General features: G+C 69.5%; 12 protein-coding genes. 9 read left to right on the forward strand and 3 right to left on the reverse strand.

The window, feature by feature from the left end:
* The first annotated feature begins 111 nt into the window (after positions 1-111).
* Positions 112-1,635, forward strand: a complete 1,524-nt coding sequence (locus OG485_RS31900; protein ID WP_328672037.1) for an amino acid permease — start codon at positions 112-114, stop codon at positions 1,633-1,635.
* A 162-nt stretch (positions 1,636-1,797) separates the two neighbouring features.
* On the opposite strand, the gene OG485_RS31905 is transcribed toward OG485_RS31900, so the two are convergent.
* Both OG485_RS31905 and OG485_RS31910 read right to left on the reverse strand, forming a co-directional pair.
* A complete protein-coding gene (locus tag OG485_RS31905; RefSeq protein ID WP_328674741.1) occupies positions 1,798-2,172 on the reverse strand; it encodes an NTP pyrophosphohydrolase in 375 nt (124 codons plus the stop codon).
* 22 nt (positions 2,173-2,194) lie between these two features.
* Positions 2,195-3,124, reverse strand: coding sequence for a hypothetical protein (locus OG485_RS31910; protein ID WP_328672038.1), 930 nt, complete (start codon positions 3,122-3,124; stop codon positions 2,195-2,197).
* Between the two features lie 65 nt (positions 3,125-3,189).
* On the opposite strand from OG485_RS31910, the gene OG485_RS31915 reads away from it, so the two are divergent.
* The 6 genes from OG485_RS31915 to OG485_RS31940 all read left to right on the forward strand — a co-directional run bounded on the left by OG485_RS31915 (position 3,190) and on the right by OG485_RS31940 (position 11,551).
* Complete coding sequence (locus OG485_RS31915) at positions 3,190-4,413, forward strand: CapA family protein (RefSeq protein ID WP_328672039.1); 1,224 nt, start codon at positions 3,190-3,192, stop codon at positions 4,411-4,413.
* Between the two features lie 376 nt (positions 4,414-4,789).
* On the forward strand, positions 4,790-7,051 hold the full coding sequence (locus tag OG485_RS31920) for a HAMP domain-containing protein (RefSeq protein ID WP_328672040.1): 2,262 nt from the start codon (positions 4,790-4,792) through the stop codon (positions 7,049-7,051).
* A gap of 6 nt (positions 7,052-7,057) precedes the next feature.
* Positions 7,058-8,878, forward strand: coding sequence for a poly-gamma-glutamate synthase PgsB (gene pgsB / locus OG485_RS31925; RefSeq protein ID WP_328672041.1), 1,821 nt, complete (start codon positions 7,058-7,060; stop codon positions 8,876-8,878).
* Positions 8,875-9,357: a poly-gamma-glutamate biosynthesis protein PgsC/CapC gene (locus OG485_RS31930; protein ID WP_037621835.1), complete on the forward strand. Its 483-nt coding sequence runs from the start codon at positions 8,875-8,877 to the stop codon at positions 9,355-9,357. Before pgsB ends, OG485_RS31930 begins: the two co-directional genes overlap by 4 nt.
* 37 nt (positions 9,358-9,394) lie before the next feature.
* Complete coding sequence (locus OG485_RS31935) at positions 9,395-10,453, forward strand: NlpC/P60 family protein (RefSeq protein ID WP_328672042.1); 1,059 nt, start codon at positions 9,395-9,397, stop codon at positions 10,451-10,453.
* 81 nt (positions 10,454-10,534) lie between these two features.
* Positions 10,535-11,551: a hypothetical protein gene (locus tag OG485_RS31940; RefSeq protein ID WP_328672043.1), complete on the forward strand. Its 1,017-nt coding sequence runs from the start codon at positions 10,535-10,537 to the stop codon at positions 11,549-11,551.
* A gap of 57 nt (positions 11,552-11,608) precedes the next feature.
* On the opposite strand, the gene OG485_RS31945 is transcribed toward OG485_RS31940, so the two are convergent.
* The gene (locus tag OG485_RS31945; RefSeq protein ID WP_328672044.1) at positions 11,609-12,718 is read right to left on the reverse strand and encodes an LCP family protein; all 1,110 of its coding nucleotides are present in this window, start codon (positions 12,716-12,718) and stop codon (positions 11,609-11,611) included.
* Between the two features lie 459 nt (positions 12,719-13,177).
* Between OG485_RS31945 and OG485_RS31950 the strand changes: the two genes are divergently transcribed.
* Both OG485_RS31950 and OG485_RS31955 read left to right on the forward strand, forming a co-directional pair.
* On the forward strand, positions 13,178-14,980 hold the full coding sequence (locus OG485_RS31950) for a stealth family protein (protein WP_328672045.1): 1,803 nt from the start codon (positions 13,178-13,180) through the stop codon (positions 14,978-14,980).
* Between the two features lie 95 nt (positions 14,981-15,075).
* Positions 15,076-15,942 (forward strand): hypothetical protein, encoded by an 867-nt coding sequence (locus OG485_RS31955; protein ID WP_328672046.1) that lies wholly within the window; start codon positions 15,076-15,078, stop codon positions 15,940-15,942.
* Positions 15,943-15,946: the final 4 nt, after the last annotated feature.

Here is a 15,946-nt window from a genome sequence, read left to right on the forward strand (position 1 = left end):
CCTGTACGGGTGGTGAAACCGGCCCATCGGCGTGATCCGCGCCGCGTCGTGGCATACGTGCTACCTGCCCTCTCGATCATGTCGAGGACGACAAGCGTGGGAGGTACGTCCGTGAGCAACACCCTCTTCAGGACGAAAAGGGTCGAACAATCGATCTTGGACACCGAGGAACCGGAGCACGCGCTCAAGAAGTCGCTGTCCGCTCTGGACCTCACCGTCTTCGGCGTCGGTGTCATCATCGGCACCGGCATCTTCGTCCTCACCGGCAAGGTGGCCAAGGAGAACGCGGGGCCGGGCGTCTCGCTGGCCTTCGTCGCCGCGGGTGTCGCGTGCGCGCTGGCCGCCCTCTGCTACGCGGAGTTCGCGTCCACGGTCCCGGTCGCGGGGTCCGCGTACACGTTCGCCTACGCGTCCCTCGGTGAGATGCCCGCCTGGATCATCGGCTGGGACCTGGTCCTGGAGTTCGCGCTCGGCACGGCGGTGGTGGCCGTCGGCTGGTCGGGCTACGTGCGCTCGCTGATGGACAACGCGGGCTGGCACATGCCCGAATCGCTCAGCGGGCGCGAGGGGGCCACCGGGTTCGGCTTCGACATCCTCGCCTCCGCGCTGGTGCTGCTGCTCACCGCCATCCTCGTCATCGGCGTGAAGCTCTCCGCCCGGATCACCACGCTGGTCGTCGCGATCAAGGTCACCGTCGTCCTGGTCGTGATCATCGCGGGCGCCTTCTTCATCAACGGCGACAACTACAAGCCGTTCATCCCCAAGGCGCAGGCCGTGGAGGCGGGCAGTGGCATCAAGTCACCTCTGATCCAGCTCATGTTCGGCTGGGCGCCGACCAACTTCGGCGTGATGGGCATCTTCACCGCGGCCTCCGTCGTGTTCTTCGCCTTCATCGGCTTCGACGTGGTCGCCACGGCCGCCGAGGAGACGAAGAACCCGCAGCGGGACATGCCGCGCGGCATCCTCGGCTCGCTCATCATCTGCACCACGCTCTACGTCCTCGTGTCGATCGTGGTCACGGGCATGCAGCACTACAGCAAGCTGTCCGTCGACGCCCCGCTCGCCGACGCGTTCAAGGCCACCGGGCACCCCTGGTACGCGGGCTTCATCAGCTTCGGCGCCGCCGTCGGACTGACCACGGTCTGCATGATCCTGCTGCTCGGCCAGACCCGTGTCTTCTTCGCGATGAGCCGCGACGGACTGCTGCCGCGCTTCTTCTCCCGCGTGCACCCGAGGTTCCGCACCCCGCACCGGCCGACCATCCTGCTCGGTGTCATCATCGCGATCCTCGCGGGCTTCACCAGCCTCAGCGAGCTGGCGGAGCTGGTCAACATCGGCACGCTCTTCGCCTTCATCGTGGTCGCCGTCGGCGTCGTCGTGCTCCGCCGCACCCGCCCCGACCTGCCCCGTTCCTTCCGCACCCCGCTGGTGCCGTGGGTGCCGATCCTGTCGGTCCTCGCGACACTGTGGCTGATGCTGAACCTGCCCGCGGAGACCTGGCTGCGGTTCGCGATCTGGATGGTGATCGGCATCGTCGTCTACTTCCTCTACGGGCGCAGGCACAGCCTCCTGGAGCGCCGCCCGGAGACGGGTACGGACGGCACCCGGACCCCGCCCGGCGGCGCGGCCGGCTGACCACCCGCTCACCGGCCCCGTGCCCGGCGCCGCACAGCCCGGCACGGGGCCGCCGTACGCCCGCACCCGTATCTCTGCTCCTGGCACCCCCGTCGTCGGTCACGGGGCCGCCGCAGCCCGCATCCGTCCGCCCCGGCTTCCCGGCGTTCGTGGTGGCCGCTGTCAGGCGTGGGGGCGTACGGTGCGCGGGCCCGCGACCCGGGCGCCCAGGTCGGTGACGCGTCGGCGCAGTTCGCGGTCGGCCGTGACCACGAGACGCGGGCGGTCCCGCGCCTCGGCCACCAGCTCCACCATGCGGTCGTCGCCACTGCCCGGTGCCTCGTCGACCCGGACCCCGGGGACGGAGCCCACCCCGCGCGCCGCGCCCTCCACCACCAGGACGATCTCCAGCGGACCGGGGTGGCCGGGCAGACCCTGCCGGGCCACCTCCACCAGGCCGTCCCTGAGCCGCTCGGCGGCACCGCGGCGGTCCCGCCACCAGCCGTCCGGCACGGAGCCCACCACATTGGCGCCGTCCACGACGACCAGCGTCGCCATTTCCTCCGGAGTCGTCATGTCCTCACTCTGCCGGAGAGCCGTCGGCCCAGCGCCGGGTGACGACCGAGACGGCCTCGGCGACCCGGGCCGCCCGCCGGGCGTCCGACCGCGGCCCCGGCGCGAACTCCACATGAAGGAACGGCACCCCGGCGTCGGCGGCTTTCCGCCCCTGTACGTTCTCGTGCCCGGCGAGCGGACAGGAGCGGACCCAGGCCCGGCACACGGCGAAGTGCCGCTCCCGGAGCGCGTCGGCGAGCAGACGGCCCGCCGGGCGGCCGGCCGTTCCGGCGCCGGCCGAGGCGATCACGTCGTAGCGCGGGGCGGAATCCTGGGCGAACCCGTGGAGCTGGATGCCCGGGATCCGCCGCCCGGCGAGTTCGGCGCAGATCGCGCTGAAAACCGTGTCCCGGCGGTGAGCCACGTCCGCCGCGTTGCCCTCCCCGGATTCGCGATGTGCTCCCGCAACGATCAGGATGCCGCCGGGGGCGCCCCTCAGAACCCGTACGCCCAAGAGCTCCGTGTTCTCGTCCGACACCGGATGGGGCACCTGTGCGGACCATCGGACGGGGTGGTCGAGATCGATGAAGACGCGGCCCCAGCCGCGCGGCGAGGGCCCTTGGTCGACCCGGTCGTACACCTCTGCGAATCGACGGCCGGTGACGCTGTCGACCAGGGTGCGCACACCGAAGTCGACCTCGGCGAGCCGCAGTTCCGCCTGCTTGCGGCGGTGGTCGAGGAGCAGTCCCACCCCGTCGGTGACGGTCTGCCGTTCGGTGTGGGAGGGTGGCCGGAAGGCGCCGTCCGGCGAGAAGCGGTCGGTGTAGGCCGCGACGGTGCGGGTCAGGTCCACGGTCGGCGGACCCTCGGCGGGGCGGCCGGAGGTGTCGCCGCCACTGTCGTGAGTCCCGTGCACGGCCACCGCCGCCCATCCCGCAAGGGTGGCGAGAATCAAGAGAAGTGTTGCGATCGTTATCGTTCTGGAGCCGTTTGCTCTCATGGTTGTATCAAGATATCTCGGTGACCAGACGCCGTAACCGCCGCACTTTGCCCATCCTCCTGGCCCCCCTCGTCCTCGTTGCCGCACTGGCGGGATGTGGTCTCGTCGGGGGCGACGACTCAGGATCGGCGTCGAAGGGGGGCGGACGCTCGTTCACCGTGGCCGCGGCGGGCGACATTTTGATCCATCCTCAGCTCATCGACCAGGCGACGGCGGACGCCAAGGAGACGGGCCGCGGTGTCGACGGTCTCGACTTCGGCCCGCTCATGGCCGGGATCAAGCCGGTGATCAGCAAGGCCGACCTGGCGATCTGCCACATGGAGCCGGTGATCAGCAAGCCGAAGGGCCCCTTCGAGAGCTACCCGAACTTCCTCATCCCGCCGCAGATAGCCGGGACGATCAAGGACGTCGGCTACGACACCTGCTCGACCGCCTCCAACCACTCGATCGACCACGGGTACGAGGGGGTGAAGCGCACCCTGGACACGCTGGACGCCGCGGGCCTGAAGCACACGGGCTCCTTCCGCACGAAGAAGGACTCGCTCACCCCGCTGGTCATGGACGTCAAGGGCGTCAAGGTCGCGCAGATCTCCTTCGCCTTCGGCTTCAACGCCCACGAGCTGCCCAAGGACAAGCCGTGGCTGGTCAACCAGAACGACCTGGGCAGGATCCAGGCGGCCGAGAAGCGGGCCCGCGCGGCCGGCGCCGAGGTCGTCATCCTCTCCATCCACTGGGGCCGTGAGCACCACCCCAACCCCTCGACCCCGCAGCTCAACTTCGCCCGGGAGCTCGCCCGCAAGACCGGCATCGACCTGATCATCGGGCACCACGCGCACGTCGTGCAGCCGATGGAGAAGGTCGGCGGCACCTGGATCGCGTACGGCCTCGGCAACCAGGTCGCGCGCCACGACGTGCCCACCGGACTCACCGAGGAGGGTGTGATCGGCTGGTTCACCTTCACCGAGCGCGGCGGTACCTGGGAGGTCGAGCCCCGCTACGAGCCGACCCTCGTGGAGATCCCGCCGGACCCCGAGGTCGGCGCGGACGGCACCCCGGCGGAACCGGCGAAGGGGCAGGTCGAGGACTACCGGTTGGTGGACGTTGCGGCCGAGCTCAAGCGGGACGGCCTGAGCGACCAGCGGCGGTCCCGTCTCCGGCTGGCTTTCGAGCGGACCGAGGGGACCATGCTCAACCGCGGTGCGGCGAAGGACGGACTGAAGCCCCTGACGGAGCTGCCCGGCTGAGATCACCCGGCGCCCCGTCCGGCGCCCGGCCCGACTCGGGCCGGGCGCCGGACGACGTCCCGACCGCTTTTGCCGGAGGGGTGAAGTGTCCGACTGGATCCGAAATCCGTTGAAAGCGAACGAAGGCGTTCATTTGGATTCGGCTGTTGCTCAGATCACTTTGAATCTGCACAACCGCTTGACGGTCCCGCTTGTCTGACACGCCAGCAGAGACACAGGTTTCCCGTCCGTGTGGCTGCGTCGCACCCGCAACCTGCGCCCCGTCGGCGAGCGGATCGACCTCGCGCTCGCTTCGCCCGTACAACCGCTTGAGAGGACCAGTCCGTTGGTGTCATTGCCCCCGGCGCGGCAGCACCGTGTTCGCCGAAGAGCTGACATGTCGCTGCTTGGCGGCATACGACCGCCGATAGCAGTCCTGTCGGCGCTGCTCCTCTCTCTCGCGGCCGTCACGGCGCTCGTGCTCGGCCCGGCCGGCGGTACCGGGGTGCCCAAGGCCGTCCAGACCTCGCAGCAGCACTTCGCGGAGGACGGCGCGATCGCCATGCGGGCCTCCATCGACGAGTCGGTGACCGACCTCGACCGCTCGGCCGCCCTGTTCAGTGCCGGCGCCCCCGTGTCCGGCGACACCGTTCTCGACAAACTGGGCAACACGTACCAGAAGTGGATGGGTACGGCCATCATCGAGATCAAGTCGGGCAAGCTCGTCGCGACCCGCGGCGAGACCGTCCCGCTGATCTCCCTCGACCGGTCCACGCTCGGCGACGAGGGCGGTCTCGCGCCCCGCATGGTGCGTCTGGAGAACGGCGAGGTCCGGCTGCTGTCCTTCGCGCTGCTGTCCTGGCCGGGCAAGCCCCAGCTCCTCCTCGTGGCCTCCAACAGCCTCAAGTTCCCCGGCATCAGCCTCGGCCAGTTCCGTTCGATCGCGGTGGTGGACCGCTCCGGAGCGATCCTCAGCAGCGACGGCATCCCCGAGCCGGAGCAGGTCCTCACCGACCTCCAGCGCGATGAGGTGGCCGCCTCCAACAAGCAGCTCAAGTCGTTCGCGAAGACCGCGGCGGCCAGGGCCGCGAAACACCCGCTCAGCAGCAAGGAGCCCGGCTCCGGCGGCTACCTGGGCGTGAGCGGCAGCCTGATCGGCGGCACCTTCCTCAGCGACCGGTCCGTCGGCGGATACGCCAATCTCGCCCCGACCGAGCCCGGCGAGACCACCACCGCGACCGCCCTCGGCCTCACCGTGGTCGCCGTGGTGAAGGTCGCCGAGGACCCCACCCGTTCCACCTCGCCCGTCTTCGGACTGATCGCCGCCGGCGCCCTCCTGCTCATCGGCGGCCTCGCCGTCGCCGTCCTGCTCGGCACCGTCCAGCGGCCCCTCATCCGGCTCTTCCTGGAGTCGCGCCGCCTCACCCGCGGCGACCTGACCCGCCCGGTCGGCGTCCCCGGCTACGGCGAGGCACGCAGGATCGGCACGGCCCTGGAGCGACTGCGCGGCCAGCTCCTCGGCGAACCCGCCGAGCGGAGCGATTCCCCCGCGGCACCGCGCGGCCTGCGCCGCATCGGCACCCGCGGACTTCTCGCCCTGTGCGCCGTCCTGCTGCTCGCCTGGTCGGCCCCGCTGCTGCTCCTCCTCAACCGGGCCGACGGCACCGTCGTCGTACCGCAGCAGCTCGTGAACGACCAGCGTGAACGGACCGACACGCTCACCGACCGGGTACGCCGCGCGCTCAACGAGGGCGAGGCCGACCTCCAGTCCGTGGCCACGCTGATCGGCGACCGCACGAGCCCCGACGACATGACGACGGTGCTGGACCGCACGCTCAACCAGCACCTGCGGTACCAGGCGCTCTACGTCGTCGACGCCTCCGGTGACGTGGTCGCCCAGGTCGGCGACAAGCCCCGCGTGGCCCGGCCCAAGCCGGCCACCGCCGATCCCATCCAGCTCCTCGGCCAGGGCGGCAAGAAGCCGCTGGTGGTCGGCACCGCCGAGATCCCCGGCCGCGACGGATCGGCGCTGGTGGGCGAGTTCCGGCTCGACTTCCTCAACTCGGTGCTCAAGAGGCCCGGCCTCGGCGTCGTACGTCTCGTCGACGACCACGGCAAGGTCATCGCGGGCAACACCGGCTACCTCGCCTTCCAGTCGCTGCCCGGCGAGCGCCTGAAGGACCTGGTCTCCGCGTCCGGCCAGAAGGTCGGCAAGTCCGCCCACGCCGCAGGCGTCCTCTACCGCGAGGACGGCGTGCAGATCGCCGCCGCGGCTCCCTTCGTGGGAGGCGGCCCGGCCAAGCAGCTCGGCTGGACCGTCGTGAGCTGGCAGCCCGCGGACCGGCTCGCCATCCCCGAGTACGACGTGCAGCACCGCACGGTGCTCGCCGGACTGCTGGGCGCCGCGGCGGCGGCCGCCTGCCTCGGCTGGATGTACATCGTCGTGGCCCGGCCGCTGCGTGCCCTGGCCGGCCAGGCCGAGGCACTGGCCGACGGGGACGGCAAGACCGTCCTGTTCCCGCGCAACCACGACGAGGTCGGCGCGGTCACCCGTTCCCTGGAGCTCGTCCGCCAGCAGCTCCAGGAACAGCGCAGACAGCAGCCGTCCGCGCGCCGCGGCGCACCGGACACCGCTCACCAGCAGCACGTAAGGAACTGATCGGCCGTGCTCTTCCTCTACACCGTCCTGATGGTGTGCTGCGCGATCCTGCTGGTGGCGGGCATCGTCGAACAGCGGCGGCACTTCACCAACCTGGACAACATCCCGACCCGGGTGCTGGTCAATGGCATCCGCGGCAAGTCGTCCATCACCCGGCTCTGCGCGGGCGCGCTGCGCGGCGGCGGGCTGACCACGGTCGCCAAGACCACCGGTACCGCGGCCCGGTTCATCCACCCCGACGCGACCGAGGAGCCGGTCTACCGCAAGTTCGGCATCGCCAACGTCGTCGAGCAGATCGGTATCGTCCGGCGCGCGGCCGCGTACAACCCGCACGCCCTGGTCATCGAATGCATGGCCGTCATGCCGGCCCTCCAGGAGATCAACCAGTCCAAGCTGATCCGCTCCACGATCGGTGTCCTGTGCAACGTCCGTGAGGACCACCTCGCCGAGATGGGACCCACCCTCGACGACGTGGCCCGCTCGCTCTCCCGCTCCATGCCGGAGGGCGGCATCTGTGTCACCGCCGAGCAGGAGCGCTTCGCGATCCTCAAGGAGGAGGCCGACTCGCGTGACTGCGAGCTGATCTACGCCGACCCCGAGACCGTCACGGACGAGGAGCTGCGCGGCTTCAGCTGGTTCACCTTCAAGGAGAACGTGGCGATCGCGCTCAAGGTCGCCGAACTCCTCGGCGTGGAGCGGCAGACGGCCCTCCAGGGCATGTACGACGCGCCGCCGGACCCCGGTGTCCTCTCCGTCGAGCGGTACGTCACCGAGGACGGCAAGAAGGTCCGCTTCGCCAACGTCTTCGCGGCCAACGACCCCGAGTCGACGCTGATGAACATCAACCAGCTCCTCGACCTCGGCGCGATCCACCGCCCGCTCAACGTGGTCATCAACTGCCGTCCCGACCGGGTCGAGCGCAACGGCCAGATGGGCGAGATCATCCCCGAGCTGGACCCCGACAAGGTCTTCGTGATCGGCCACCCGGCCAGGAGCGCCATCGACGCGATCCCCGCGGAGTTCCGCTCCCGCGCGATCGACCTCGGCGGCGACCGCCGCGACCCCGAGGAGTTCATGGGCCTGCTGCTCGGAGAGCTCGGCGCGGACACCTCGCTCGTGGCCATCGGCAACATCCACGGCCAGGGCGAGCACCTGCTCGAACACCTCGCCGAACTCCCCGCGGACGAGAGCGAGGACGACAGCGCGGACGACAGCGCCGACGAAGGCTCCGACGACGACGGCGCGGTCGGGAGCCGGGACGCGTACGTGCCCGGTGACGCCACCCGCGCCGCCGGCACGGCGGCCGACGTGCCGCGGCCGGCGCCGGCCATGCGCGAGCACGTCGAGACCGTTCAGCTCTACGCCCCGCGGATCGACCCCTACCAGCGGTACTCGGAGGCGTACGAGACCCGGTACGCGCCCCGGACCGAGGTTCCCGCACAGCGCAGCGCGGACGACCCGTACCCGCAGCAGGGCCGACGGCGGGCGCGTCTCGAGCATCGCCAGCAGGCAGGTCAGCAGACCGGTCAGCAGGCAGGTCAGCAGACCGGTCAGCAGGCAGGTCAGCAGGTCGGCCGGCAGCAGCAGCAGCAGCAGCCGGAGCAGACCGGCAGGCCGGAGTTGGAGTACCGGCCTGAGCAGGCATACCCGTCCGAGCAGGCCCGTGAGCCGTGGCCGGACCCGTCGCAGGAACCCGCCGCCACGCTTCCGACGCCGCCCGGCCCGGGTGAACAGCCCCGGCCCCGAGGCCTCTTCGAACCCCGCGTCCCTCTCGCACAGCCCACCGACGAGCCCCAGCAGTGGCACAGCCCAGGAGAGCCCCGTTGATCCCCTCCGTCCTCACCCCCGAGATCGCCGCGATCGGCATCGGCCTGGGCCTGATGTTCTCGCTGATCTGCTACCTCACGACCAACCTCTCGCCCGGCGGCATGATCACCCCGGGCTGGCTGGCGCTCACCCTCATCGAGGACCTTCAGCGTGCCGCGCTGGTCGTCGGCGTCACCGTTCTGACGTACGTCACCACGCTGCTGCTCCAGCGTTTCGTGATCCTCTACGGCAAGCGGCTGTTCGCGGCCGTCGTGCTGAGCGGGGTCCTGATCCAGGCCACCGTGATCATCGTGCTCCAGATGGAGTTCCCGCTGCTCTACGCCAACCAGACCCTCGGCTTCATCGTCCCCGGTCTCGTCGGCTACCAGCTCGTGCGTCAGCCCAAGGGGGCCACGCTGCTGTCGACCGGCACGGTCACGCTCGCCACGTACGTGGTGCTGACCGCCGGAATCCTCCTCGGCGCCATGCCGTCCGCCTGAGCCGCCCGCCCTACCCGCGATCCCTGGAGCCGTCACCATGCCGAAGCGCAAAGGCCGTCCCGTCCTCCACGCTGCCACGGTCATCGCGCTGCTCGCGGGCAGCGCGTTCTTCACCTTCGAACTCCGCAAGGACGAGGAGGCGAAGGTCCCGGCGGTGCAAGCCGTCACCGACAAGCCCGACCTCGAGAACTCGGGCAAGGCCACCGGGAAGCAGACCTGGGAGCGCCTGAACAACCCGACGCGTTCCGTGCTGCGCGGCGAGAACGGCGACATCCTCGCCACCTTCACCGACGGCGCCCGCACCGCGACCCTCCGGGGTCCGTCCCGCACCTTCACCGAACCGACCAACACCCAGTCCCGCGTGGTCACCCAGGACTGGGTGCGCCTGATGCCCGAGGCCTGGCGCAAGGGTGCCGAGAAGGAGAAGTGGTTCAAGGACTGGTTCAAGGAGTACTACGGCAGCGAGGCCGACGACATCTTCGCGATCGCCTTCCAGTACGTCGACGGCGCACCCGTGAAGAAGGACGACGAGGGTGTCCCGTACGCGGGCGACGCGATCTTCGGCCCCTTCAAGGAGGACGGCGTCGACCGCCTCGAACAGAACGACTTCTACGACTACCTGGGCATCAACTACACCTTCCGCAACGGCGCCTCGATGGTGGCGCGCAAGGAGCGCTACCGCGCCCTCGACTGCTCCGGGTTCATGCGCATGGTCTGGGGCTACCGGGCCCGCTATCCGCTGATGGCGACGAACTCCTCCGGCGACGGACTGCCGCGCAGCGCCGACGGGATGGCCCGCTCGGACATCGGCGTCGACATCCTGAAACTCTCCGGACCGTCCCCCTGGTACACGCGCCCCAAGAACATCGACGTCGTCCAGCCCGGTGATCTCCTCTTCTTCAAGATGGACCACCGCACCGGCAACCACCTGGACCACGTCGCCCTGTACCTGGGAGTCGACACCGACGGTCACCGCGTCTTCATCTCCAGCCGCAAGGAGGTCAACGGGCCGACCATGGGCGACAAGGGCGGCGCCTCGCGCATCGACGGCAACGGCTTCTACGCCGGACTGCTGCGCAGCGCCAAGCGCCTGTGAACCACTGACGGGGAGCGGCGGGACGCGGCGGGAGGCATCCCCCGGATCACCGGGCGGGCCGCCCCCGATTAAGGTGAACCGGTGAACGTCGACTGGCTCATACGCGGTCGCGACGGCAGGCTCAGTGTGTACCTGTTGTCGGAGGCCACCGTCCGCTGCCGGGCGGAGCACGGACCCGGCGGCCCCTGGGGCTCCGCCCGCACGGTGGGGGGCGAACAGCGCCTGCACTCCGTACTGGCCCTGGGGCAGGGACCCGACCGCTACACCCATCTGGTCTCGTGGCGCCCCACGGTCAAGGGTGAGTCGGGTCTCGTGCACTCGACCCACTTCCGGCCGGACCTCGCCGCCCTCGACTGGAACCCGATCGGTCACCCCGACCGCACCGGGGACCGGACGGGCAACCCCGCCGTCGCGGTCGACGCTCAGGGGCGCGCCCATGTCTTCGTGCGCAACAAGGGCGGCGGGGTCAGCATGATCGCCCAGAAGGAGAAGGGCGGCTGGGGGCCCTGGCACGACCTCAAGGGGCATGACGTACGGGGTGACCTGGCGGCCGTGACCGGGATGTCCGGCCGGGTCGAGCTGTACGCGGCCATGGCGGGCGGCGTTCTGCACTGGAGCCAGGAGGAATCGGGTGCGGTACCCGCCCTGGACGAGGCGCTGGAGGCACCGGTCCGCCCGGACACCCTCCAGGCGCTCGCCACCTCCGCCGGCTCCACCACGCTCTTCTTCACCGACGACTCGGGCGATGTGTGTGTCTGGCGTCCCGGCACCAGGCCCGTGCCCCTGCTGGCCTCGGCCGGCCCGGGTCCCGTCCGTGTCATCCGCTGCGAACTCGACGGCCACGACTGCACGTTGCTCGCCCAGCGCGCGGCGAGCGGCCGGGTGGCCTTCGCCGCCTATCCGACCGAGGACGAGTCGGCGGGCGCGTGGTGGACGGAGTCGGGGCCCGAACTCCCCGCCGACGCCCTGCTGTCGCTGACGGAGGACGAGGAGGGCCGGGTGGTCGCCGCGACGCTCTCCCCGGGAACCGGAGAACTCCGCGTCACCCGCCGCAAGGACGAGCCGGGGATCGCCCTGGAGGCCTGGCGGGCGGTCTGACACCGACGGCTGCGGCCGGGACCTTTCCGGGTCCCGGCCGCAGCTGCTCTCGACGTGTCAGGAACTGCCGCCGGTGGCGGGTGACTTCTTCGCCGACTCGGGGATCACGGAGTCGGTCCGCAGGGCCTTCCACAGCGTCGACGCCTGCGGCTCGGCCGCCACCACCCGGTTCGGGTCGACCTTGTCGTACGCCACCGGGAGCATGATCGTCTCCATGGTGGACGGGTCGACGCCGTTCATGCTGCGGCCGAACTCCGCCAGCGCCGAGAGCGAGGCGAGGTCGGAGTCGGTGGTGAGCGCCTGGGTCAGACTGTCGGCGATCTTGTACGTCTTCGCGGGGCTGCCCAGCAGGTCCTGCTTCTTGATCTCGGAGAGCAGTGCGGTCATGAACTGCTGCTGGAGGCCGATGCGTCCGAGGTCGCTGCCGTCGCCGATGCCGTGCCGGGTCCGTACGAACTCCAGGGACTGCGTGCCGTTCAGCTGGTGCGTGCCCGCGGTGAGGTCGAGGCCGCTGGAGCTGTCGTGGATGTCCTTGCCGACGGTGACGGTCACGCCGCCTATCGCGTCGACCAGGTCCTTGAAGCCGGCGAAGTCGATCTCCATGTAGTGGTCCATGCGGATCCCGGAGATCTTCTCCACCGTCTTCACCACACAGGCCGAACCGACCTGGGAGTAGATGGAGTTGAACATGACGCGCTGCGCGGAGGGGACCGTGGTGCCGTCCGCCCTGGTGCACTCGGGGCGGGTCACCAGGGTGTCACGCGGGATGCTGACCGCGACGGCCTTCTGCCGGCCCTCGGGTATGTGCATCACCAGCGCGGTGTCGGAACGTGCCCCGGAGACGTTGCCCGTCTTGAGGGCGGCGTTGGCTCCCGCACGCGAGTCGGATCCGAGGACCAGGACGTTCTGCCCGGAGGTGGGCAGCTTCGCCGGCCGGTCGTCACCGATGGCCTTGTCGAGGTCGACGCCCTTGATGTTGCCGTCGAGGTCGCTGTAGAGCCAGTAGCCGGTGCCGCCGGCCGCGAGGACGAGGACGGTCAGACCCAGCAGGATCTTCCTGCCTGTGCGACGGCCGCCGGTGCGCTCGCGCTTGGCTCCGCGCCTTCCGCCGCCGCCCTTTGGCGGCGCTTCGGATGCGGTGGTCTGGGGCGTCGGGACATGGCTCATCCTGGTCCGGGTCCTAGCTGCTCGTGCCCTGATACGGGCGGATGTCGATGGCTCGAGGACTCGGGTGGGGGAGTGGCCGGTCCGTGCATTGCCGGGCTGACCTGCACTATAGACACGGGTTCGGACGTATGTGCGTCCAGGGGCGTCGGTCTCGTTCCTGCGGCTCAGGACCGGAGGAGCCACCCTCTCGGGAGGCGGCGGACGAGCGATCCCGGGCGTGAAAGGCCGAGGACCGTCCGGTCGGGGGCACAAGACGGGCATTGCTCCCGACTTGATTGAAAGTTCAGTGAATCGCGTCTCATGTTTGTGCCTGACGGGGACAAAAAGTGGACAGCCAGTGGCTGAGATGTGAATATTCCGTGACGTGATCTTCTCGGTTCGGGGCCGGGTGGTCCGCCTGTGTGATCACTTTGGGTGTGAGGGGGGCCTCAGCCCTTTTCCGGAAGACGCTGAGGAGCCGTGGTGAGCCCGGGTAGCCCCGAGAACAGTGCCCTGGTATCGACATATCGATCCCTGGTGCCGGTGCGGGCGCGTCGGCGCATCGTGCGCCGTGTGCCGCGCCCGCTGCGAGTCGCGGTCATACGTACCCTCTCGGCCCTCGACTCGATCCGCTCGGCTCTGGCGAAAGCCGCGCTGGGCCGGCGCCACAGTCCGGCACTGCGCGATGGCCGCGCACCGATGCGCGTCGTGCAGTCCGCCGGCCGGCACGTCCTGGCCACGGTGGTCCCGGGCGCCACCGAATGGGCCGCTCGGGCCAGGAATCTCCATCTGCTGGTGGCGGTGCTGGAAGACGCCGAGATCGACTACTTCGCCGTACGCGGCAACGGCAAGAACGTGCCTTGCGTGGCAGTTCCCGCCGTGTTCCGTGATGACGTTGAGGAGGTTCTCCTGCTCGTCTTCGGCCGCAACCCCGGCTACGTCAGGGCGCGCGCAGGGGGGCAGCCGCGGAACGGAGGGTCGGCGAAGACCTGGCGCAGGCTCCGCTCGGAGCAGGTGCTCCGCCTGTGCTGGAGCGTTTGCGACCCGACGGAGAACCTCGTCTTCGGCCACGAATCGGGATGTGATCTGGAGTTCTGGGAGGAGGCCGACGGGCAACTGGTCGCACCGCGCCCCAACGCAGTGGTCGCGAGCACGCCGGTGCGCGGTGAGCGTCGTCGCGTCGAGCAGCGCCTCTTCAGCCCTGTTCCGTCCCTGTACGGAACAGGCCGGACCCGTACGCTTCCCGAGTTCACCGCTCCGCTGATCAGCGACCACCTCTACCCGATCGACCTCGTCTACACCTGGGTCGACGACTCGGACCCGGTCTGGCGCAGGCGCAAAGAAGCGGCACAGCGGAACCTGACCGCAGGTCCGACCTCGGTGCACGAGCAGGCGGCGAACGACGCGCGCTTCACGAGCAGGGACGAGCTCCGGTACTCCCTGAGATCGGTCCATCAGTACGCGCCCTGGGTGCGGAACATCTTCCTGGTGACCGCGGGACAGGTTCCCGGCTGGCTGGACACCGAGTACCCGGGCCTGCAGGTGGTCGATCACCGGGAGATCTTCTCCGACCCGGACGCGCTGCCCACCTTCAACTCCCACGCGATCGAAAGCCAGTTGCACCACATTCCCGAGCTCGCCGAGCACTTCCTCTACTTGAACGACGACGTGTTCTTCGGGCGGCCGGTGCTTCCGGACCACTTCTTTCATCCGAACGGACTCACCAAGTTCTTCATGTCCAAGGCGCTGATCCCGACCGGTCAGATCAAGCCGGAGGACCTTCCCGTGGACGCCGCGGGAAAGAACAGCCGCGGTCTCATTGCCCAGGAGTTCGGCACGGTCATCTCCCAGAAGATGAAGCACACCCCGCACGCCCTCAGGCGCAGTGTCCTCTCCGAGATCGAGGAGACCTACGCGAGGGCCCACTGGGTGACCCAGCACGCACGGTTCCGTTCCCCGTACGACGTTCCCGTCGCCTCGTCGCTGCACCATTACTACGCGTACAACTCCGCCCGCTCCACGGTGGGCGACCTGCGCTACGTCTACATCGACATCGGTGACAGCAAGGCGGAGCAACGGATGAACCGGCTGCTTGCCCGGCGTGACTTCGACACGTTCTGCGTCAACGACACAGTGGTGCCGGAAGACAGAGAGGCACAGGTGCGGATGGTGAGCCGTTTCCTCGACTCGTACTTCCCCGTCCCGAGCCCCTATGAGCGCACCGCCAGCACCCTCGCTCCGCGGGTGGCCGCGCCGACGGAGCTGGAGGCCTTTCAGGCATGACCTCCTCAACGACGAAGCCTCTGACCACGTCCGGCGCGGCGGGAATTCGGCGACGCGGACTTCGTGGCCGCGTGGTGGCGCTTCGACTCTGGCTGATGCTGCATCTCTTCGTTCCGATGAAGAGAAAACGCAGCGCACAACTGCGCTACGCGGCCGTTCTCGACGGCCAGACCGTGAATCTGCATGCGGTCCTGCCCCCCGGCCTGCCCATGCCCGAGCGCGCGACAGTGATGCTTCGCCGGGGCCGCAGGCGGCACTATGCGCAGGCGCATGTCTACCAAGGCCCGGTCGACGAGGTCCTCGTGGACGCAGCTGTTCTGATGGGTGCGGAAGTCGGCGGGATACCCATGGGCACCGGAAAGTGGAAGCTCAGGCTTCGTATCCACGCAGGGCGCCGGTCCCGGTCCGTGGCGCTGCTGCTCCTGGAGCCCCCGGTACCTTATGAGGGCCCGACCAAACCCATGACGACATCCCGTATCACGGGAGTGCGTTATCGCGTCGGGCGCACCGTCACCGGTACCGCACGGATCGTCAGCTCGGATCCCGTGCCGGCTGTCGAGGTGTCCAAGGTGCACATGTCGCATGCCGGAGTCACCGTGGACTTCCGGGTGCTGGGTACGGAAGTCGAGCACCCCTGGACGGAGTTCGTCGCTGCCGGACGCCAAGTCCGCCAGCCTGCCCAACCGTTGGGGCCCGGTCTCTTCAGGACCGAAGTCCCACTGGACCGGATGAGACCACGCTCCTCGAGACCCGAACACTGGGACGTCGTGCTGTGCCAGGAGGCCGGCCCCCCCTTGAGGCTGGGGCGCCGGCTGCACGACGTCCGCAACCCGCGACGTGTCTTCGCGATGCGCAGCATGGCCATGACTCCCGTCGGCCGCACACCCTTGATCGTCCAACCGCGCTATACCCCCGCAGGAAATCTTCGAGTCACCTGCACGCGCATGCCCGAGGCAGGCTGAACCC

This window comes from Streptomyces sp. NBC_00328, assembly GCF_036139655.1.
GTDB lineage: Bacteria > Actinomycetota > Actinomycetes > Streptomycetales > Streptomycetaceae > Streptomyces.

What these genes read in the sequence shown, in the direction of transcription:
- OG485_RS31945 (WP_328672044.1), bottom strand. Translation starts at nt 12,718, where the DNA reads ATGAGCCATGTCCCGACGCCCCAGACCACCGCATCCGAAGCGCCGCCA.
- OG485_RS31955 (WP_328672046.1), top strand. Translation starts at nt 15,076, where the DNA reads ATGCTGCATCTCTTCGTTCCGATGAAGAGAAAACGCAGCGCACAACTG.
- OG485_RS31920 (WP_328672040.1), top strand. Translation starts at nt 4,790, where the DNA reads ATGTCGCTGCTTGGCGGCATACGACCGCCGATAGCAGTCCTGTCGGCG.
- OG485_RS31905 (WP_328674741.1), bottom strand. Translation starts at nt 2,172, where the DNA reads ATGGCGACGCTGGTCGTCGTGGACGGCGCCAATGTGGTGGGCTCCGTG.
- OG485_RS31935 (WP_328672042.1), top strand. Translation starts at nt 9,395, where the DNA reads ATGCCGAAGCGCAAAGGCCGTCCCGTCCTCCACGCTGCCACGGTCATC.